The sequence below is a fragment of the Confluentibacter sediminis genome (assembly GCF_003258355.1).
Taxonomy (GTDB): Bacteria; Bacteroidota; Bacteroidia; order Flavobacteriales; family Flavobacteriaceae; genus Confluentibacter; species Confluentibacter sediminis.
Genome location: NZ_QKPO01000004.1, coordinates 269128 through 291204 on the forward strand (window position 1 = coordinate 269128; position 22077 = coordinate 291204).

The following is a 22077-nucleotide window of genomic DNA, read 5'->3' on the forward strand; positions in this document are numbered from 1 at the left end:
GATTTATATTTAGGCTTTAGGTTTTTTTATTGAAAAAAAAATAATTTTTTTGTCACCCATTGTTATCTTATTGTTGTCTTAATGTTAAAGCATAGCAAACAAACTAGATAAAACTAAAATGGAGTTCAAATTAATTATAAAAAAACTTAATAACACCCTCACTAACCAAGAGGAAGTTATTTTTAACTCATGGTATAATGAGTCTGAAACACACAGAGCCTATTTTGATAGTGTCAGCGAAAATTATTCTAAAGATTTAGATATTGTTGATGTTGAAAAAGGTTGGAATGCTATTGAAAAACAAATAAAACCAGCATTAAATAAAACAAAAAATAATTATTTGAAATACGTAGCCGTTGCTGCATCTTTAGTGTTATTGATTTCCATCACTTTTATTTTTAATAAAAATGATGCGCAAGTTGTTGAGCCTGTAATAGTAAATAACAATATAAAAATAGGAGCTGATAAAGCGACCCTTACTTTGGAAACTGGAGAAACAATAGCGTTGGAAAAAGGTAATACCTACGAAACCCAAAACGTTACCAGTAATGGTAAAGAAATTATTTACCATGTAGGAGAAAAAAGTAAAGCTGAAATTGCTTATAATACATTAACCATTCCTAGAGGTGGTAAGTTTTATATGATGTTATCCGACAGCACTAAGGTTTGGTTGAATTCTGAATCTCAACTAAAATACCCTGTAGCTTTTAACGATGGCCAATTAAGACAAGTGGAACTTGTGTATGGTGAAGCTTATTTTGAAGTGTCACATAGTACCGAACACAAGGGATCTCATTTTAAAGTAATTCACAACAAACAGGAAGTTGAGGTCTTGGGAACAGAGTTTAACATTAAAGCTTACAAAGAAGAAAAAAATATCTACACCACTTTGGTAAAGGGTAAAGTAGAAGTAAGTTTTGAAACCCAAAGTAAAATTTTAAAACCTGGAGAGCAGTCAAATTTGAATCCTATTACAAAGGTTTTGGGTATTGCTGATGTTAATGTATACGATCAAACCTCATGGAAAGAAGGCGTGTTTAGTTTTAAAAGAAAGACACTTAAAGAGATTATGCAAGTTTTATCTAGATGGTATGATATGGAAGTAGATTTTGAAAATAAAGATCTTGAATCCATAGGTTTTAATGGTGTAGTTGGTAAGGAACAAAGCATTGAAGAAATATTAGAGACCATCAAAAATTTAGGAGTGATTAAAAACTATGAAATCAATAATAAAACTATAATGCTTAAATGAAAATTATAAAATAAAAAAGAGAGCGAAGTCAAACATTTGGCGATGACTCAACTTCGTCCCTCTAGAAAGTATTAATTAAAACCATTGTCTAACTAACACAAAGCAAATTTATGGAAATTAAATTAACTGATGTCTGTTATATCGTTCGAAAACGCAGCTTATTAACGATTATGAGAACATTAATCTTTTTATTATGTACAACTGTTTTGGCTTTAAATTCAGAAAACGGGTTGGCCCAAAAAAAAGTAACTATTGATGCTGATAAAGAAGTATCTATTGATGAAGTATTCGATATCATCAAAACCCAAACCGATTTTCGCTTCATTTATCCTCAAGATTTATTTAAGGACACACCTAAAATAAAATTAAAAAAAGGAACAATTAGCGTAAATAAGCTTTTACAAAATAGTCTTTCTAAAAATGCTTTTTATATAGTTTTATCAACGGATAATAAAATTATAATTAAAGGTAAAAACACGCAACAACACATTAAAGTAACTGGTAAGGTAAAAGATGTAAATGGACTACCTATTAGTGGTGCTATTATATTTGTAAAAGGCACTGATACTGGGGCGATATCAGATTATGATGGTAATTATGAAATAACAGTGCCATCGGCAGAAAGTATACTTGTTTTTAAGTTTTTAGGGTTTAAGTTTAAAGAAGTTTTAGTAGGTGATAAAACAAAGATAGATATTACTTTAGAAGAGGATATCACAGAACTTCAAGGTGTGGAATTGATTTCAACGGGTTATGAAAAGATCGCAAAAGAGCGTAGTGCAGGTTCTTTTTCTAAACCAGATTTAACAATAGCAAAAGACAGAACTTTTTCAATGAATATACTTCAAAGAATAGATGGATTGGTGGCTGGATTGACTATTAATAATTCCCCTGACGCTGCTTCAAATCCATATTTAATAAGAGGCCTAACAAGTATTGGTACATTGGATGCTAACAATAATACAGCGACAGGTGCAGGTACCAATAGGAATCCCTTATTCGTTGTAGATGGGATTCCAACCAATAACATTTCTTATATAAACCCACAAGATGTAGAGGATATTACGGTTTTAAAGGATGCAACAGCTGCCTCGATCTGGGGTGCTAGAGCTGCAAATGGTGTTATTGTAGTCATCACTAAAAAAGGAGAAAGTAATAGCAGATTAAAGATTGATTATGATGTCTTTACTAATATTCAAGGTCGTCCAGATTTAAATTATCAACCTTACTTGAATAGCGCAGAATTAATTAAGGCATCAAAAGAAGTTTTTGATCCGGAATCTAACTCTTATAATGAATTAAACGCTTATATTTTTGGCGCTAGCGGCACCCCTCCACATTTGCAAACGCTTTATGATGAATATCGTGGTGTTATATCTAGTAGTGTTGCAGATACTAAGTTGGATAGTTTATCTAATATTAATAATAGAAATCAAATTAAGAAATTATGGTATCGGGAGGCCATGCAAACCAATCATACTTTAACTCTTTCAGCTGGTGGAGAAAAGCATTCCGTTTATGCATCTATGGCATATACTGATACTAAATCAGATAGACCAGGGGATACTGATAAACTTTATAAATTAAATGTCAGACAAGATTTTAAATTTAATGAAAAAATTAAGTCTTTCTTAATTACCGATTTCACAAAAACAAAAGCACTTACTAAAAATAATTTAAGTATTACCAATAGCTTTTTCCCATATCAACTATTTAAAGACGGGAATGGTAACAATATGTCAGTTCCTTTTATGGGGATACTAACCGAAGATGTTAGAGCAGATTTTGAAGCAAGGTCTAGAATTGATTTGAATTATAACCCTTTAGATGAAAGAAATTTTTCAGACAAAATTTCAGAAGCTTTTAACACACGCTTAATCGGAAGGGTTAACATTGATATCTTTGATGATATAAAGTTTAATGGTACTTACAGCTATACTCAAGGTTCTAATAAGACTTCCAATTACACTAGTGATGAAAGTTATAGTGTACGAAGTGAATTAGCCCAGTTTACTGTTGCAGATTCTCCAAACGACATTCCTATTTATTATCTACCTGAAACAGGAGGTAGGTATACAGAAAGCAATATTTCTAATAGAAATTATACCGTAAGAAATCAATTGTCATTTGATAAAAGTTGGAATGATAGTAAACATAAAGTTAATATAATACTGGGACAAGAAGCACAAGAGCAATTAACCGAAGTTACAAGTACAACGGTGCGTGGTTATAACCCATTATTGCAAACTTATTTATCTGTGGATTATGCCACATTAAAAAATGAAGGTATTGATGACCCTGTAATGCCAAGCTTTGGGAGCCAAAGTTTTTTAACAGATGATACCTTTACACAATCTGAGGTTTTAAGCCGATTTACGTCCTACTATTTGAACGCAGGTTATACCTTAAATAGAAAATATACCATTAACGGGAGTTGGAGAAGGGATAAAAGTAATTTGTTCGGTTTAGATAAATCAGCTCAAAATAGGCCAACATGGAGTGTTGGTGGTAAGTGGAGTATTGGAAGAGAAACATTTTTTGAAAATGTGACACCAGTTAATTTTCTAGATTTAAGGGGAACTTATGGTGTTACTGGCAACTCACCTACACCAGGAATATCTTCATCGTATGATATTTTAAGACCACAAACAGATTATAGTTTAACAGGAAACATCATTCCTTTAACTATTCAAACACCAGGTAACCCAAATTTAGTATGGGAGAGTACCAAAACTATAAATTTTGGTATCGATTTTGGATTGTTTAATACATTAACAGCTTCTTTAGATATATATAAGAAAAGTACAGATAACCTTTTAGGTCAATTACCTCTTAATGTGTTTTCAGGATTTTCATCAGCTATAGGAAATTTTGGAAGTATGGAAAATAAAGGTGTGGAATTAACATTGAAAACAACTAATATTCAAAATGAAAATTTTGGTTGGACTACTTTGTTTACATTGGCTCATAATAAAAACAAAATTACAGAATTAGTATTACCAGGTGAGATTACAAGCGGTGAACGAAAAGTTAATGTATCCTATTTAAAAGGCTATCCTGCATTTGCAGTCTTTGCTTATGATTATCAAGGTTTGGATGCAGAAGGAGATCCTTTAATTCGTTTAAATGACGGTACAATAACAAAAGAACCAAGTGTTACTTTAGAGGATGATATTTTATATATGGGAACCACACAACCAGTTTGGAGTGGCGGTTTTTCTAATTCATTTAGATATAAGGACTTTAATTTAAGTATAAATACAATATACAATTTGGGGCATGTAATGAGAAAGGATGTAAATAGAAGTTACTCATCACTCTTAGAAACTGTTCCTCACAGTGATTTTGTAAACAGGTGGAAAAATCCAGGAGACGAATTGATTACAGATATTCCTTCTTATGATTCTACAGGATCTTTTACTGGAAATACTAGAGATGTTAATTATTATATCAAAGGAAATACAAATGTATTAGATGCTTCTTATATAAAATTAAGAGACATTACATTGTCTTACGGAATTCCAAAAAAGGCGTTGGATAAACTTAGCATAGATAATTTAACTTTTAGATTATCAGTCTCAAATATAATGCTTTGGAAAGCTAATAACTCTGGCATCGATCCAGAATTTCAGTATACCTCTTTTGGCGCTGGTTTAAGAGATATAAAAAGAAATCAAGGAAGCATTGCTTTAGGTGTTCATTTATCCATTTAATAAATCTAATACTATTACTCATGAATATTAAAATATTTTATATAAGGTTATTTGTTTTATCATTATTTGCTGCATCAATGGTTTCGTGTAGTGAAGAATTTTTAGAAGTGACTCCCAAAGGGAATTTAATAGCACAAAATACTGAAGATTATGATTTGTTATTAGAAGATCCTTCATTAAGGGAATTATCTGATATTACTGTTCCAATGGGAGATGAAGTGGCAGCTATAGAACCATTTTATTCAACTATTGAACTAAGACCTCGCAGAACGTTTCAGTGGCAGGCCGATATTTATAATCCAGATCAAAATTCACAAGAGCTTAAACCATTCATGGCATCCTTGTATGTTTATAATAAAATAATTAACGAAGTAAGTGACTCTAATGGAGGTACTGATTCAGAAAAGCAAGAGCTTGAAGCTGAGGCGCGTTTAGGAAGAGCTTTTAATTATTTTATGCTTATAAATTATTATGGAAAGCCATATGATGCGACTACAGCTAGTTCAGATTTAGGACTTCCTATCATTACATATTCAAACATTACATCCACCAACTTTACTAGAAATACTGTTGAAGAGGTTTATGACTTCATTATAGAGGATATTGAAAGTGCCATACCCTATCTGCCAGAATCGGTTAGTAACAGGCATAGAGCATCTAAAGCGGCAGCAGAAGGCTTGCTAGGTAAAATATTAATGTTCCAACATAAATATGATAGTGCATTAGAACACCTAAATCAAGCATTAAATTATGCGCAAAGCTCTCAAATTAATGTAGATCTTTATGACTATAATATAGAATTTTTAGATGGTGGTGTATTTACGCCATTAAGTCCTTTTTTTGGTCCTGCATCCATTTTATCAAATGATAATACAGAAGTATTATATGACAAGTCTATTTTCAATGCGTGGGCATTTATTAATAATGAATTTGTAATAAGTACAGAAACAGCAAATTTGTATAATAGTTCCGATTTAAGATTAAACTTTTTCTCAGATACAGAATTTTTTGGTTTTTCCCCTTATTACCCTAATGGTATGTTAAGAAAAGTTGGTCCATTACAACAACAAGCGGGAGTATATTTACCAGATGTTTATTTATTAATAATTGAGGCGAATGCACGTTTAGGGTTTTTAGAAGAAGCAACTACTGCACTTGAAGATTTTAGATCTAAAAGAATGCCTGTAAGTGATGCGTCTATTCCAACAGAAATTGGATCAAATCAATATGATTTAGTGAAATTTATTTTTGAAGAGCGTATTCGGGAGTTTCCATTAAGTGGGTATAGATGGTTTGATATGAGAAGATTATCTGTAGATCCAGATTATAATGATTTAGTTAATTACACACATAATAAATATAGTTCCGAAGGTGACTTATTGGAAAGTTATACACTAACTCCAGAAAGATTGGTATTAAGATTTGGAGGAGTAGTTACTTCACAAAACCCGAATTTAATTGAAAATGATTAAATAAAACTATGAGGAAATATTTGTTGTTATTATTGTTTACAAGTCTAATTTCGGCTTGTAAACATAATGATTCTACATGGGTGGAATATACTATAAAGGGTGAAATTTCATCAGATATAAAGGCAGATATAGCTGTAATGTCATATCCTGAAAATGATAAAGGCGAAGCTTATAAATCAGATACTACTGCCATTAAAAATGGGAAATTTGAATTTAAAGGAACAATAGGCAGACCACAATTGGCAGAATTAAATTTAATAGCTCTTACAAAGAAGGTTAGAGATAGTTCCCAAATTGAGCAGGATGGTTCAACTATGAAAAATGTAGCTCTAATTTATTTAGATGGAACTATTGATGTCTCTTTTGATTCAACTGGTATAGCGTCTTATTCAGGAGGAGGTGGAGAGGAGAAAGCCTGGCAAGCATATGCTAAGATGAGTGAAACAAAATCCAAAGCCCTAAAAGGAGATCAAATAACAATGGCTTTTTATGAAAATTTGGTTACGGACTTTGTTAAAAGCCATCCTGACCGTTACGTTAGCGTTGATCTTATGGATTTGTTTACAACAGGAGGTGCAATAAACCTAAATCTAGTAGAACCAATGTATGAGGTTTTAAGCGACAGAATGAAAAATACGCCAAAAATTGTTGCTTTAAAACCACGATTGGATGAGGCAAAGAAGTTTGAGTCTGGAGAAATAATCGCAGCAGACTTTACCATGAATGACCCAGAAGGCAATCCCGTATCATTTGCATCCTACAAGGGCAAGTATTTGCTTTTGGATTTTTGGGCAAGTTGGTGCGCCCCTTGTAGGGCAGAAAATCCAAATGTTCTTAATGCATATAAGAAATTCAAAGATAAGAATTTTACAATTCTAGCTGTCTCCATAGATTCCAATAAAGAAGCTTGGTTAAAAGCGATAAAAGAAGATAGTCTGCCATGGAAACAAGTGAGTGATTTAAAAGGGGCTGATAATGAAGCAGCAAAACTTTATGGCGTAAGCGTTATTCCAGATAATTTTCTTATAGACAAAAATGGAAAAATTATAGGGAGAGGCTTAAAAGGGCAGGCGTTACAACAAAAACTTGCAGAATTAATTAAATAAACTAAATAAAAATACTATGAATAAACTATTAATATGTCTTTTGATAATGATAACCTGTTCAAGTTGGGGGCAACAGGAAGCAATTAAAAAGTACAACTACCAGGATTTTAATTTAATTGTCAAAGTAGAAGATCAGGAGGTGTATTTTAATAAAATGCTTCAGGAAGAGCCTGAGGATGAATCTAATACTAAACTGTATAATGTGTTCCGTGTAGCTCTTGCAACGGATTGGCTAGCTAAGGGGAATATTGAAAAATACAGGTACTATATGCAAACGGATCCTGAAGTTTCAGGGGTAAGCTTGATTAACTTAACCTATGTTTTACAAGATTTGGTAGAAGATGAGAATTACTTAAATATTGTTAAAGAAATTTCAAAACGCCTTATAGATGATATTGAGAAGAAAAGTAACGATGATGATGTAATAGGTATTTTTCAATTACAAGTACTACTGGAGGTAAATGCCATGGCCAATGCAGAATTAGGAAACGTTGATATAGCTTTGAAAAACATTCAAAAGTCATCGGAGATTAAGGATGGAGCTAGGGAAATTAAATATTTTAAAGATTCAAAAGCTAATTACTATAATCGATATGCTATTGTTTTATCAGCAGCTGGTGAGGATAAAAAGGCTTTAGATACTTTAGTAGAAGCTGTTAGAAATGCAGATTCAAACCCAAAGTTGGTTAAGACTTTAAGAAAGGTTTATAAAAAAGTTCATGGAAATGATAAAGGAGCGGATAAATTAATTACAGACTTACAGGAAGAGGCTTATGAAAAGGAATACAAAGAAGTTGAAAAACATTATATAGCAGAAAGTACGATTCCGTTTGAAGGTACAATTCCAGATCCTAGCGGTAGTGGTGAATCATTTGCTGTTTTTAATGCTACTAAGCATGCATATGAGATTTCTTTGCCAGACCTGAATGGTAATACCATAAATTTTAATGATTATAAAGGAAAAATTCTAGTTATTGATTTCTGGACTACCGCATGTACACCTTGTGTGGCTTCCTTTGCAGGATTTGAACAAGTTGTTGCTGAATATAAAAACGAGCCTTTTCAACTTTTTGTTATCGATATTTTTGAAGAGCAAGAAACAGTTAAAAGCTTTATAGCCAAAAAAGGGATTTCTCTGGATGTATTACATGATGAGGATAACGAAACATATGAGGTAGCTGCAACACCAAATAAAATAGTTTTTGATACCAAGGGCAATATCAGGTTTTATTCTATAGCTTATGCAGGTTCTACCGATAGAGAATATTATAAGCTAAAGGCTATGGTAGAAATTACTAAGGCTAAGAATAAAAGTTAAAAGTAAAGACATGAATTATAAAATATTATTCATCTTAGTGCTTACATCGTTAAGTATAATGTCACAAGAACTTGATTTAGATCCTAAATTGGAGGCATTAAAAAACGAAAAAAATCAAAAGGTGCTCAATCAAAATATTAGCAGATTGGAGAATGGAACGGCTGAAGATTTATTTGTTTTGATTGAATATTACAATAAAGATGATGATAAAAAAAATGCGGTAATAAAACGTCTTAATAAGAAATATCCACAAAGTACACAGGCAAGTATGATACGAATGATGTCATTTCTTAAGTTGAAAGGTGGTCCAGAAGAAATAGAAGATCATTTTAAATCTTTACATAATGAGTATCCCGATGTGAATATGGATTTGGAAAAAAATTTAGTAGCCATGGCTTATGCTGAAGTACCTAATGGGACTAAAGTAATGGAATACATTGACTCAATGGAGGATCAGGTTTATAGAGTAGCGGCTATAACTATGAATCTTGATTTAATGGAGCCAATAGATTTTGATCAGGCTTTAGATATTGCCACTAAAGAGATAGATGGCGTAAAAAAAATGAAGGAAAACACAGCTCTTAGTAATCCGCTTAAGATAGATCCTAAACCTGTATACTACGACTACATCAATAGGTATGGTAAACTTCTCTTTAAAGCAGGAAAAAATGAGAAGGCTTACATGTATACTAAAGAGTCTTATGATAATACAGAAGATAAAGATAGAACCCTCGTAGAAAATTATGCCTTCTTATCATCAGTTTTTGATAAGAATTACGAGGAAACCTTGCCAATTTTATCCGAAATGATAAAAGAGGGTAAGAACGAAAAAAGATATGTTGATCAGGTTAGAATAGGGTATAAAACATTAAACCCAAATAAGGATGTAAATACTTATATAGACTCATTACAAAAAGAGTTTATATCCAAAATAAGAGATCAGGTTAAACCATTATTGATTAGTGAACCTGCACCAAACTTTTATGTAACAGATGTGAATGGGAAAAAGGTCACTTTGGCAGATTTTAAAGGTAAAACCATTGTTTTGGATTTTTGGGCAACGTGGTGTGGCCCGTGCGTGGCATCTTTTCCTGCCATGCAAATGGCTGTAGATAGATATGCGAATGATGCTAATGTTAAGTTTCTTTTTATCCATACATGGGAAAATGTAAAAGATCCTTTAACAGATGCTAAGAATTTTCTAAGCAAACGCGATTATTCTTTCGATTTATATATGGATACTAAAGATCCAGTTACTAAAGTACCTCCTGCTGTTACAGCCTTTGGCGCAAATGGAATTCCTGCTAAATTTATTATTGATGGAGAAGGGAAAATACGATTTAAATTGGAAGGTTTTGAAGGTAAAGATGAAGTTGTGGCCGAAGAATTATCGCAAATGATAGAGTTAGCCCGAAAAGGCGCATAATTAAATAGTAAATATTATACTGACTACTTTCATTTATTTAAGTCAGGTAATAGTATTAATGAATTTTATAATATTATAAATATATGAAACGAATCCTTCTTTTAGTATTAATAGTTATGACGGATTTTTTGGGGATAGCTCAGAATAATCAAATTGTATCATGGAAAATTGACACTGTAAAAACAGGTCCGCTTACTTACGATCTTAAAATGGAGGCAACAGTAAAGGCACCATGGCATATTTATACGCAACAAGCATCTAATGCTGGATTGGCAATGCCAACTCAAATAAGTTTTAAAGAAAATAGCAATATTGAATTAATTGATGCCACTAAAGAAAAAGGAATAGAGAAAGGGCATGGACAAAGTTCTTATTATTCTAAAGGGGCCATTTTCACCCAAAGCTTAAGGTTAAAATCAAAAGAAAAAACAAATTTAAGCTTTACGATACAATACATGGCGTGTACAAATGCTATGTGTTTGCCCCCTAAAAAAGAAACGTTTTCGATAAGTTTTAATACAGATCCTTCAGTAGCTTCCGTTGTGGCCTTGAAATCTTCAACTAATGATAGTCTTGCGTTGATTCAAGAAGAAGATGATATAAAACAAGCAAGTGCTTTTACACTTAAGGATGCGAGAGATAAAGAACACAGTCTCAATGAATTTAGTGGGAAATATGTTTTAGTGGATTTTTGGGCATCATGGTGTAAACCCTGTAGAGCAGAAAACCCTAATGCAATTAAGGCTTATAAGAAATTTAAGAGTAAAAATTTTGAAATAATTTCTATATCATTAGATAAAAATAAGAATTCTTGGATGAAAGCAGTTAAGGAGGATAGCTTGCCGTGGTTAAATTTGTTGGATGAAACTAATTCCGAAAGTACCGTTGCAGACAGGTATGGTGTGGTAACAGTTCCTGCCAATTTTTTAATCGATCCAGATGGAAAAATAATAGCTAAAGACCTTAAGGGTGAAAAATTACAAACAAAATTATCCAAAATATTTAAAAACTAGTTAGTTCTTTTTTTAGATAAAGTTTTATTGTGTCTATATAAAAATATTAAAATTTAACAAAGTATTAATAGGGGTGAAGCCTTAATGTGTCGTATTATGCATATGAATACAATAAAACATTATAAATATAAAAAAAGACTTCTTTTCATATTTTGTTTTTAAGTTTTTGAATTAGTCATTCAATTTTAAGCAAAGCCGAAGAAAAGAGGATTGTTTAAAAGCAGTCCTCTTTTACTAAAATTTTATAAATAAATGCGCAACAAATAGGTAAGCATTTATTCTTAAGAAGATAAACATCAATTAATATATCATTTTCATGAAACACACTTTAATTTTTCTTTTTACTCTATCAGTGGCTTTTACGTTTAAAGCAATAGGCCAGTCATTTCATTATGAAAGTCCATTACCTGTAGACCACACCATAAAAAAAGGCGTTTTGCCCAATGGTATGACCTATTACATCAAAAGCACCGATGTAGTAAAAGGAGCGGCCAGTTATTATATCATACAAAATGTAGGTTCCATTTTAGAAAATGAGGATCAACGTGGATTAGCCCATTTTTTAGAACACATGGCTTTTAACGGAACAGAACATTTTCCGGGTAAAGGCATTTTGAATACATTACAAAAGCACGGAGCTGTATTTGGTAAAGATATCAATGCCTATACGGATTTTGATGAAACGGTTTATAATTTGGATAATATACCAACAAAAGATGGGTTGATAGATGTTTGCTTAACTGTGTTGAGCGACTGGTCGAATTATTTGTTGCTAACCGATGAAGAAATCGATGCTGAGCGAGGTGTTATTAAAGAAGAATGGCGTACTAGCCAAAGTGGTAGGAGTCGGTTGTTTGAAAAAGCTTTACCGATCACATTTAACCATTCAAAATATGCTGATAGAATGCCCATAGGATTGATGTCTGTTGTTGAAGGGTTTGACTATAAAGCTCTTCGTGATTTCTATCATGATTGGTACCGAACCGATCTACAAGCTATCGTTGTTATTGGCGATGTAGATGTTAATGATATAGAACAAAAAATCAAAGAGAAATTTTCTAATATACCAGCAGTAGAAGAACCAAAAGAGCGAATTGTAGTAGATATACCAGGCAATAAAGATATGGCATATATTTTTGGTACAGACCCGGAAGTGTCAACAGCTTCTATTAGTTTAGGGATTCGCCATAAAAAATCACTAAAACCAGAAACTATTGCCGATTTAAAGCGGACGTTGTTAGAATCTATGGCAACAGACATGTTGTCTGCAAGAGTTTCGGAAAAATCCCAAAATCCAAACGCTGCTTTTTTAGGAGCTCAAATAGGTTATTGGGGATTTACTAGAACCTCCAATGTTTTTAACATCGGTATCTATCCTAAATTGAATAAACAAGCAGAGGCTTTCAAAGAAGTATTGACCGAAGTGGAAAGAGCAGTAAAATTTGGCTTTACGCAATCGGAGATCGATCGATCTATTGCCAAGTCTAAAAGTTCTTATGAAAATCAAATTGCCAAGAAAGATGATGTCGGTCATGGTCAAATAGAGGGAATTATCCAAAATAATTTTTTATCTAATAATACTATGACAGATATTGAAAAAGAATATGAAATAGCAAAGCAGATATTTAATGTAATTACCCCACAGGAACTCCATGAAACAATAAAGAGATTGTATTCTCAAGAAAACAGGTATTTAAATGTAACAGGTGTTGAAGGTCAAGATAATTTAACAGAGGCTCAGGCTAAACAAATTATTTCAGAAGTAGAAAGTGATGCCACCATAAGCCCTTATACGGAAGCTTTAGCTGGAAAAACATTAGTATCAGACCTAAATATTAATTCTGGAACAATTTCTAAAACAGAAATGAACAAAGATTTAGGAGCTACCACATACACTCTAAGCAATGGTGTAAAAGTCCACTACAAATTTGTAGATAAACAAAAGGATAAGGTCTCTTTAAGTGCTGTGAGTTATGGAGGGACCTCGCTTTTAAGTGATGATGAGTTGCCATCTGCAAATTTATTAGGCGATTTGATTTCAATGTCAGGGTTGGGTGATTTTAATGCGACCGATCTACAAAAAATATTAGCAGGTAAAACTGCTAATGTCAAAATGAGTCTTGGTGATATTACAGAGTCTTTTTCGGGATCTTCAAATACAAAGGATGTAGAAACCATGTTGCAGTTGGTACATGTTTATTTTGTAAAGCCACGATTCGACAAAGATGCCTTTCAGGTTTTGGAGAGCAATATAGATAATTACATTGTTAGAAGAAGTAAGGATATTGGTGAGAAAATGAAAGATAGCTTGACCGTTGCTTTATACGGTAAAAACAGTCCCAGAAAACGAATATTTAATAAAGATTATGCTGATGCCGTTTCGTTTGATAAAATTAAAACGATTTATGACCAGCGTTTTGATAATGCTTCAGATTTTGAGTTTTTTATAGTAGGTGATGTAAAAGCAGAGCAACTGAAACCACTTTTGGAAAAATACATAGCTAGTATCCCTACTAAAAACACCAAGGAAACTTATAAAAAAAATAGTCCAGAATGGAATTCTAACAAAATAGATAAAGACATATATTTGACGATGGAAGATCCAAAAGCATCTGTGAATATTGCTTATCAGAAAGAAATGCCATACTCTATAAAAAACAGCATTTACACCAGTGCTCTGGGAGATATTTTACAATTAAGGGTTACGGAAACAGTAAGAGAAGCTGAGGGTGGCGCCTATAGTCCACAAGCTGGTGCTTACCTTACTAGAGAACCAAAGTCTCAAATTTATGTAGTATTTCGTTTTGATTGCAACCCAGATATGGCAGATAGATTAGTAGATATTGTTAATGGAGAGCTTCAAAAAATAGCAGATGGCACGATTAATGATGACGATTTAAATAAAACAAGAACGAACTTCCTAAAAGAGCGTGAGCAAGCTAAAGATAAAAATGGTTATGACATGCAAGTGCTTACTTCTTATTTTAGATATAACGAAAACATCGATGATCCAAAAAATTTCGAGGATATTGTAAACAAAATGTCCAAAAAGGATATCCAGGATATGGCAAAAGAAGCTCTTGGAGGGGGAGAATCGTATGAAGTAGTATTCAAACCGAAACACTAATTAAATATTATAAATAAATGAAAAAATTAATTTTAGCATTTGCTTTTCTTGCTTTAAATTTGACCCAGGCACAAATCCTAAAGCCTGTAACATGGACGACATCAGTAGATAAAATATCAGATACAGAATACGAATTGGTAGCAACGGCAAACATAGATCCCAAATGGCACCTTTACTCACAGACTGTTCCAGAAGATGGGCCTATAGCGACGAGTTTCACATTTAAGGGCAACAATAATTACCTAAAAAAGGGGAATACCATGGAAGAAAAGGGCCATACGGTCAATGATCCCGTTTTCGGTATGCAGATCAAGTTTTTCGAAAATAAAGCATCCTTCAGGCAGCGCATCAAGTTAAAAGGGAAAGAGCCCTTCAAGGTGGATGCGACCGTCGAATTCATGGTGTGTGACGATAGCAGATGCTTACCGCCGACCGAAGTCGATCTGGTATTCAATATAAAATAAAGAACAGTAAAAAAATGAGGCAATTTCTTCTTGCAATAAGTATTTTATTAAGTATTACGGTCAATTCCCAAGTGTTGGCACCAGTAAAATGGACCACATCGGTAGAGAAACTATCAGGAACGGAATATGAGCTGATAGCCAAGGCAAGTATCGAACCGGGTTGGCACCTGTATTCCCAAAATGTTCCGGAAGACGGTCCCATAGCCACGACATTCACCTATGACGATGGCGAAGGGGATTTTAAGATAATAGGAAATACCTTGGAAGAGGAGGGCCATACGGTCGATGATCCCGTTTTTGGGATGACGATCAAGTTCTTCGAAAAATCAGCGACCTTCAAGCAAAAAGTGGTGCTTGAAGGCGATGTGAAAACAATCAACGCTTTTGTGGAGTTCATGGTATGCGACGACAGCAGGTGCTTGCCACCAACGGAAGTCGATCTGGTATTTAATATTTCAAAAGAAGCTGTTGTTGCACCAACGGAAAAAGGCACAGATGTCCATGTTTCCGCCGATGCCGCCAACACGGCCAATTCGGACGATTCCCAAAAAGGACTTTGGTCCATATTTTTTGTTGCATTCCTGTCGGGCTTTGCAGCGTTGTTGACCCCATGTGTGTTCCCGATGATCCCCATGACGGTGAGTTTCTTTACCAAACAGAGCAAGACCAAGGCCGCCGGCATTCGGAATGCCATTATCTATGGACTGTCAATCATGGTCATTTATGTACTGTTGGGCATTCTGGTCAGCTTGGTTTTTGGGGCAGATGCGTTAAATGCCCTATCTACCAATGTTTGGTTCAATTTGGCTTTCTTTGTTTTGTTGTTGATTTTTGCGGCCTCGTTTTTAGGGGCCTTCGAGATTATGTTGCCCAACACATGGGCCAATAAAGTGGATTCCCAGGCCGATAGAGGAGGTCTGATCGGGATCTTTTTCATGGCCTTGGCCTTGGCCATTGTGTCGTTCTCCTGTACGGGCCCCATAGTGGGCACCTTATTGGTGCAAGCCGCCGCAGGAGGAAGCCAGGTAGGCCCTATAGTGGGCATGCTAGGTTTTTCACTGGCCATAGCCTTGCCTTTTGCTTTGTTTGCAGCCTTTCCGGGCTGGTTGAATTCACTGCCAAGATCGGGAGGCTGGTTGAATACCGTAAAAGTGGTTTTGGGCTTTCTGGAATTGGCATTGGCGTTCAAATTCCTATCGAATGCCGATTTGGTGCTACAGGCACATATATTAGAACGAGAAATGTTCATTGCCATATGGATTGCCGTTTTTGGAGCTCTGGCATTTTATTTGTTCGGAAAAATCCAATTGCCGCACGATACGCCATTGCCCCATATCTCAGTAGGGCGGCTAAGTTTGGGATTGTTGGTCTTATCCTTCACCATTTATATGATCCCCGGTCTATGGGGCGCCCCTTTAAATCTAATAAGTGCCTTTCCGCCGCCCCAACATTATAGCGAGTCACCTTACGGTGTAGGTTACGCTAAAATAGGTTCAGGAACAGCCTCTGCGAGCCAAGACGAAATACCCGAAGGAGCTCATTTGATGGCCCCCCACGATATTTTGGCCTTTAACGACTATGAAAAAGGTCTGTCCTATGCAAAGAAAGTTGGTAAACCGGTCATGATAGATTTTACGGGACACGCCTGCGTGAACTGTAGAAAGATGGAAAATAACGTATGGATAAAGCCCCATATTTTGGATATCCTAAAAAATGATGTGGTGCTGATCTCCCTGTACGTTGATGACAAACGGCCTTTATCGGAAAAGGAAGTTGTGGAATCCAAATTGAACCCGGGGAAAAAGCTTAAATATATCGGCCAGAAATGGAGCGAACTTCAGACCATTAAATACAAGGCCAATACCCAGCCCATGTATGTGCTCATGGGACATGATGAAGAGAATCTGATAGACCCGGTAGCTTATACGCCAGATGTGGAAACTTACTTTAACTGGTTAAAAGAAGGTGTTTCTAATTTTAAGTAAAATAAATCATTAATAAATTTAAAAAAAAATGAATCCAAAAATAAACATGAAACACACACTTTTCCTAAGCGCTTTGATAGTCTCTTTTTTATCTTGTAAAGAAGATGTTTTAAAGGACTATGTTACGTTATCTGGAAAAATAGCAAACCAAAATTCTGATTCTTTAGTTGTTTTTGGTAATAAGGGTATTGTAAAAACCTTAAAGGTAGCTAAAGATGGTACGTTTTCAGATACTTTAAAAGTAGAACCATCTAGTTATGTTCTTTTTGACGGTAAAGAAAAAACATCGATTTATTTAAAAAATGGAGATGATTTGAACATAAGTATAGATACCAAGCTATTTGATGAAACTATAACCTATACTGGACGTGGTGCCGAAGCTAATAACTATTTGGCCAAAAAGAGTTTGTTTCTAGAGAAAATGATGGATTTAGATACGCTTTTAGTTTTAGATGAAAAAGCATTTTCTGAAAAAGTAAAAGTTAATACTGAAACTTTAGAAGAGATGTTGAGTGCCACTAAACATTTAGATTCATCTTTTGTTGCAAATCAAAAGAAAGAGTTTGAAATAATCGAAAATCAGTTGTTAGGGATGTATAAGGATAACCAAAGGTTGTCTGCATTAAAGGGAAATGAATCTCCTAAATTTGTTGATTATGAGAATTATTCCGGTGGTACGACATCATTAGATGATTTGAAAGGGAAATACGTTTACATTGATATGTGGGCAACATGGTGTGGGCCTTGTAAACAAGAAATTCCTTTTCTTAAAGAAGTAGAAAGAGCATATCATGGAAAGAACATTGAGTTTGTAAGTATTTCGATAGATAGTCAAAAAGATTACGAAGCTTGGCGAACCATGGTTAAAGAAAAAGAACTTTCCGGAATTCAGTTGTATGCCAAGCAAGATCAGAACTTTGCCGCCGCATATTCAGTAAACAGTATTCCTAGATTTATTTTGATCGATCCCAAAGGCATGGTTGTAGATGCGAATGCCCCTAGACCCTCAAGTGATGAATTAAAGAATTTGCTCAAAACTTTAGATATATAGTATAGCGTGTTTTGTCACCTTTCTAGGTTATTTCGTTAAAAATTAAAAATGAGTACACTAAAATTAGCTCTTAATAGTATGCTAAAATCTACGTCTAAAAGGCATATAAGTTTGGAGGACTATTTCGAACCCTTTAGACAAAATATAGTTGGAATAGAAAAAGAATTTGAATCACCTTATGGTCGTAAAAAAATCATTTATGCCGATTGGACAGCCAGCGGCCGATTATATAAACCTATAGAGGAAAAAATGTTAAATGATATTGGTCCTTTTGTTGCCAATACCCATACTGAAACTTCCATAACAGGAAGTATTATGACGCATGCCTATCATAATGCAAGAAACATTATTAAAAAGCATGTGAATGCGTCAAATCAAGATGTGTTAATTACAGTAGGAACAGGCATGACAGGGGCAATCAATAAGTTCCAGCGGATTCTTGGTATCAAGCTAAATGAGAATTTAAAGGGAAATACGTTAGTTCCAGAGGAAAAAAGGCCTGTTGTTTTTGTGACCCATATGGAGCACCACTCGAACCAGACATCATGGCTGGAAACCATAGCAAAGGTCAAGGTGATTGCATCCAATGATCAAGGGTTGCCATGTTTGGAAAACTTGACAAAGCTATTGAAAGAATTCGAGCATGTTCCAATAAAAATAGCGGCCGTAACAGGGTGTTCAAATGTTACTGGTATCCAAACAGATTATCACGAGATTGCTAAAATCATGCATCAGAACAATGGCTTGTGTTTTGTGGATTTTGCATGCTCGGCACCCTATGTTGATATTGATATGCATCCTGAGGATGAGGAAGCCTATCTAGATGCCATCACGTTTTCACCTCATAAATTTTTGGGAGGTCCCGGAACTTCAGGTGTATTAATCTTCAATAAGAAACTTTATAAAAACCTGGTACCAGATAATCCAGGAGGAGGCACGGTTAGCTATACCAATCCATGGGGTGACCATGATTATATTGATGATATCGAAACACGTGAAGATGGGGGCACTCCGGGCTTTCTACAGACCATCAGGATAGCACTCTGCGTCCAGCTTAAAGAGAAAATGGGTGTTCAGAATATTTTGAACAGAGAGCATGAACTGAACAATATAATTTTTAATAGGTTGTCAAGTGTAAGCAACTTAAAAATATTAGCTCCAGAGCATACAGATAGATTGGGCATATTTTCATTTTATATAGAAGATGCACATTTCAATTTGGTGGTAAGGTTATTGAACGACCATTTTGGAATCCAGACTAGGGGAGGATGTTCCTGTGCTGGCACCTATGGACATTATCTATTAAACGTCAATCAAACCACTTCAAAGGCTATAGAACAAAAGATATTGGAAGGTTGTTTATTGGACAGACCAGGTTGGGTACGCATGTCTATACACCCAACGATGACCAATGAAGACATAGAGTTTATTTGTCAAGCCATTATTGATGTTGCCCATAATTATAAGAAATGGGAAATTAATTATAAATACAATGCTATCAAAAACGAGTATATTCATATAGACGTTTCCAACACAGTAGATGAAATGACGAGTGATTGGTTTTGTTTTTGAGTTATAGATGGACGTATAAATCAACGTTCTTTCCTAAAAGAATCTTTTCTTGAGTCTTTATTTCGTTTGATTTTTTGTATAGTAATTTGACATAATCTGTTTCATGTTTATGACTTCCTAAGTAATAGTACATTGGCTCAACTTACAAAAACATTTGCTTAGAAGAAACTTAGAACAAAGATTAAGCTTTTAATTGTTGATCGAAAAGAATTTCTGGAGGCTTGGCCTCGAGTATAGTTTTATAGCTAGATAAATATGTGGACTTTACAACTAATATAAAAAGGTGTTTATAGATACTTTGTTACATTAAAATAAAATTTATTTTTAAAAAATTCGATAAAACGATTGTTTTTAACGATTAATTACATATTTTTGCTTAATTAAACCCTTAAATCTTAGATATGAAGACAAAAATTATTTTGTTAAGTTTTAGTCTGTTTTTAATAGCATCCATTGGTTTTGCTCAAAAAAAGGATGATCCTAAAAGCATAATTAATGATAAAATATCCATTAAAAAGTATTATAATAAAGAAGAGTTGGAACGTTTGCCCAAAGGTGACCTATTAACTCTTTATACAGAGCGAATAGAAGCTTTGATAGAAACATTGCCCTATATAGCCTTTGCGACTAAACCTGGAATTACAATGTCTTCATTAGGTATTCCAAACGATAATGATAATAGAAAAGTTTTAGAAAGTAAGTTTGAAGCTACTAAAGATTTTATAGACTCCAATAGAGTCTTTCAAAGTAAGATACTACCATATTCAGATACTAGTAAGTTAATTGCCGCTATTTTATTTTATGAAGAAATATTAAAATCGTTGCATGAATATAGTGAGTTTCATTAATAAGAATCCTTTTATTAAATAGATTTCCAAATTGTTTTAAAACCTTGAGATATCTCAAGGTTTTTTTATTATAATATGTTTTGAAATCACTATACTTTTAAAGTGTATTCTTACAAAATTATCGTGATTTTTTATAAATCCGATTCCATTATTTAAAGAACTCTTTATAAATAAATACCTAAAAAGCGGATTTAAAATAAATAGGATTTTTTCTTATAAGAAAAAATATGCATTTCATCGGATTTATTTTCGTCAAATTTATATATTTTGTGTATTTCAGCGAAATATTTGGTATTTCATGGATTTTATTTTATTTTTGAGCATCAATTCGTCGAAAATTATTGTTTAGGTGTTTTTGGCAAAAAATTATTTTACTATGAAAAAGTTTACTTCAATACTGCTAATATTTCTTCTTTCAATGGGAAGTGTTTTTGGTCAACAAGAAAAAGGAATAATAGGTACTAATAATTGGTTGTACAATTGGACGGAATTTAAACCTAACCAAAAAAATTACGATGAACCTACCCAAATATTAGCAGGTAATATTGATAAAGATATGAAGTTGGTTAAAAGAGACATCTATCTGTTATTAGGAAGTGTGTTTGTAACAAATGGTGCTACACTAACCATAGAGCCGGGAACGGTCATTATAGGGGATTTTGCATCAAAAGCATCTCTTACAATTTCTAGAGGGTCTAAAATTATTGCAGAAGGCTTAGAAACAGACCCGATTATTTTTACATCAAATAGAAGCGTGAAAAGAGCAGGGGACTGGGGCGGATTAATCATACTTGGAGATGCTCCTACCAATAAGTTTGGCAATGGCTCTGTCGCATCCTATCATACAGACTTAACCTCAACGGCTTATGCCAACACCAATTTTGGTGGTTCAAATCTGGAAAGCTATTCTGGAATATTAAAATATGTTAGAATAGAGTTTGCAGGTAAAAGAATAGGCAATAACGATTATTTTAATGGGTTGCTATTGGCTTGTGTTGGCAGTAAAACGGTAATTGAGAATATCATGGTAAGTTATTCGGCGGGTAATTCGTTTGAAATAGATGGAGGAAATGTTAATTTAAGCAAATTGGTTTCTAATAGATCTAGTGGAAACGACTTTAAATTCAATTATGGAGCAAATTCAAAAATATATAATTCGTTAGCGGTAAGATCGCCTTATGTATCCAGTAGTTACGGTTCTAGGTGTTTACAGGTTGCTTCTTATGATAAAAAAGAAGAGGTGGACTTTAGTAAAAATGGAACTGTGGTCGTTGCAGAAAATTTAACATTGGTAACAGACAGTGATAATTTAAAAGCCGACATAGAAAAAGGATTGGTAAAAGAAGCTGTATATGTTGGACAAAATTCAACATTAAACATGAGCACAAGCGTTATTTCTGGTTTCAACCCAGCCGTATTGTTTGAAAGCACAATTAATATTAATCAAGCCAATCTAGAAAAAATCAAGTTTTCTAATATGTATTTCAACAATTGCAATGGAAATATTTTTGTTGATAACAATTCAAATAATGAAGATTTAGAAAACTGGTACGGTAATACCGCCTTTTTTAATGTGTATTCTAAAAGTGATAATTCTGAAACATTTATTGATTTAAAAAATGAAAAAAGACCAGATTTTAGATTAAGAATCAATAAAATAATGGCTTCTAAAGATCATTTTGCTTCAGAAGATATAACTAAAGATTAATTGATTAAAAAACATTAGGTTT

The 22077-nt window shown here is 33.8% G+C and carries 14 protein-coding genes; all 14 read left to right on the forward strand.

Going from position 1 to position 22077, the window contains the following annotated elements:
* Positions 1 to 118: 118 nt before the first annotated feature.
* The 14 genes from DKT72_RS04645 to DKT72_RS04710 all read left to right on the forward strand — a co-directional run bounded on the left by DKT72_RS04645 (position 119) and on the right by DKT72_RS04710 (position 22055).
* Complete coding sequence (locus DKT72_RS04645) at positions 119 to 1252, forward strand: FecR family protein (protein ID WP_111307543.1); 1134 nt, start codon at positions 119 to 121, stop codon at positions 1250 to 1252.
* 170 nt (positions 1253 to 1422) lie between these two features.
* Positions 1423 to 4965 carry a SusC/RagA family TonB-linked outer membrane protein gene (locus DKT72_RS04650; protein WP_162623238.1) on the forward strand — a complete coding sequence of 1181 codons (3543 nt, stop codon included), beginning with the start codon at positions 1423 to 1425 and terminating at the stop codon, positions 4963 to 4965.
* 20 nt (positions 4966 to 4985) lie between these two features.
* The gene (locus DKT72_RS04655; protein ID WP_111307545.1) at positions 4986 to 6437 is read left to right on the forward strand and encodes a RagB/SusD family nutrient uptake outer membrane protein; all 1452 of its coding nucleotides are present in this window, start codon (positions 4986 to 4988) and stop codon (positions 6435 to 6437) included.
* An 8-nt stretch (positions 6438 to 6445) separates the two neighbouring features.
* Positions 6446 to 7543, forward strand: coding sequence for a TlpA disulfide reductase family protein (locus DKT72_RS04660; protein ID WP_111307546.1), 1098 nt, complete (start codon positions 6446 to 6448; stop codon positions 7541 to 7543).
* A 16-nt stretch (positions 7544 to 7559) separates the two neighbouring features.
* On the forward strand, positions 7560 to 8861 hold the full coding sequence (locus DKT72_RS04665) for a TlpA family protein disulfide reductase (protein WP_111307547.1): 1302 nt from the start codon (positions 7560 to 7562) through the stop codon (positions 8859 to 8861).
* Positions 8862 to 8871: 10 nt separating this feature from the next.
* Positions 8872 to 10287 carry a TlpA family protein disulfide reductase gene (locus DKT72_RS18645; protein ID WP_111307548.1) on the forward strand — a complete coding sequence of 472 codons (1416 nt, stop codon included), beginning with the start codon at positions 8872 to 8874 and terminating at the stop codon, positions 10285 to 10287.
* Positions 10288 to 10370: 83 nt separating this feature from the next.
* Positions 10371 to 11300 (forward strand): peroxiredoxin family protein, encoded by a 930-nt coding sequence (locus tag DKT72_RS04675; protein WP_111307549.1) that lies wholly within the window; start codon positions 10371 to 10373, stop codon positions 11298 to 11300.
* A 316-nt stretch (positions 11301 to 11616) separates the two neighbouring features.
* Positions 11617 to 14427 (forward strand): M16 family metallopeptidase, encoded by a 2811-nt coding sequence (locus DKT72_RS04680; protein ID WP_111307550.1) that lies wholly within the window; start codon positions 11617 to 11619, stop codon positions 14425 to 14427.
* A gap of 17 nt (positions 14428 to 14444) precedes the next feature.
* Entirely contained in the window at positions 14445 to 14891 is a 447-nt protein-coding gene (locus tag DKT72_RS04685; RefSeq protein WP_111307551.1) for a protein-disulfide reductase DsbD domain-containing protein, read from the forward strand.
* Between the two features lie 14 nt (positions 14892 to 14905).
* On the forward strand, positions 14906 to 16876 hold the full coding sequence (locus DKT72_RS04690) for a protein-disulfide reductase DsbD family protein (protein WP_111307552.1): 1971 nt from the start codon (positions 14906 to 14908) through the stop codon (positions 16874 to 16876).
* A gap of 46 nt (positions 16877 to 16922) precedes the next feature.
* Positions 16923 to 17927: a TlpA family protein disulfide reductase gene (locus DKT72_RS04695; RefSeq protein ID WP_111307633.1), complete on the forward strand. Its 1005-nt coding sequence runs from the start codon at positions 16923 to 16925 to the stop codon at positions 17925 to 17927.
* 48 nt (positions 17928 to 17975) lie between these two features.
* Positions 17976 to 19499: an aminotransferase class V-fold PLP-dependent enzyme gene (locus DKT72_RS04700; protein WP_370445569.1), complete on the forward strand. Its 1524-nt coding sequence runs from the start codon at positions 17976 to 17978 to the stop codon at positions 19497 to 19499.
* A gap of 401 nt (positions 19500 to 19900) precedes the next feature.
* Entirely contained in the window at positions 19901 to 20347 is a 447-nt protein-coding gene (locus DKT72_RS04705; protein ID WP_111307553.1) for a hypothetical protein, read from the forward strand.
* 376 nt (positions 20348 to 20723) lie between these two features.
* Entirely contained in the window at positions 20724 to 22055 is a 1332-nt protein-coding gene (locus tag DKT72_RS04710; protein ID WP_111307635.1) for a beta-helix domain-containing protein, read from the forward strand.
* Positions 22056 to 22077: the final 22 nt, after the last annotated feature.

Coding starts and splice junctions, on each gene's coding strand:
- DKT72_RS04645 (WP_111307543.1), top strand. CDS start 119: ATGGAGTTCAAATTAATTATAAAAAAACTTAATAACACCCTCACTAAC.
- DKT72_RS04650 (WP_162623238.1), top strand. CDS start 1,423: ATGAGAACATTAATCTTTTTATTATGTACAACTGTTTTGGCTTTAAAT.
- DKT72_RS04655 (WP_111307545.1), top strand. CDS start 4,986: ATGAATATTAAAATATTTTATATAAGGTTATTTGTTTTATCATTATTT.
- DKT72_RS04660 (WP_111307546.1), top strand. CDS start 6,446: ATGAGGAAATATTTGTTGTTATTATTGTTTACAAGTCTAATTTCGGCT.
- DKT72_RS04665 (WP_111307547.1), top strand. CDS start 7,560: ATGAATAAACTATTAATATGTCTTTTGATAATGATAACCTGTTCAAGT.
- DKT72_RS18645 (WP_111307548.1), top strand. CDS start 8,872: ATGAATTATAAAATATTATTCATCTTAGTGCTTACATCGTTAAGTATA.
- DKT72_RS04675 (WP_111307549.1), top strand. CDS start 10,371: ATGAAACGAATCCTTCTTTTAGTATTAATAGTTATGACGGATTTTTTG.
- DKT72_RS04680 (WP_111307550.1), top strand. CDS start 11,617: ATGAAACACACTTTAATTTTTCTTTTTACTCTATCAGTGGCTTTTACG.
- DKT72_RS04685 (WP_111307551.1), top strand. CDS start 14,445: ATGAAAAAATTAATTTTAGCATTTGCTTTTCTTGCTTTAAATTTGACC.
- DKT72_RS04690 (WP_111307552.1), top strand. CDS start 14,906: ATGAGGCAATTTCTTCTTGCAATAAGTATTTTATTAAGTATTACGGTC.
- DKT72_RS04695 (WP_111307633.1), top strand. CDS start 16,923: ATGAAACACACACTTTTCCTAAGCGCTTTGATAGTCTCTTTTTTATCT.
- DKT72_RS04700 (WP_370445569.1), top strand. CDS start 17,976: ATGAGTACACTAAAATTAGCTCTTAATAGTATGCTAAAATCTACGTCT.
- DKT72_RS04705 (WP_111307553.1), top strand. CDS start 19,901: ATGAAGACAAAAATTATTTTGTTAAGTTTTAGTCTGTTTTTAATAGCA.
- DKT72_RS04710 (WP_111307635.1), top strand. CDS start 20,724: ATGAAAAAGTTTACTTCAATACTGCTAATATTTCTTCTTTCAATGGGA.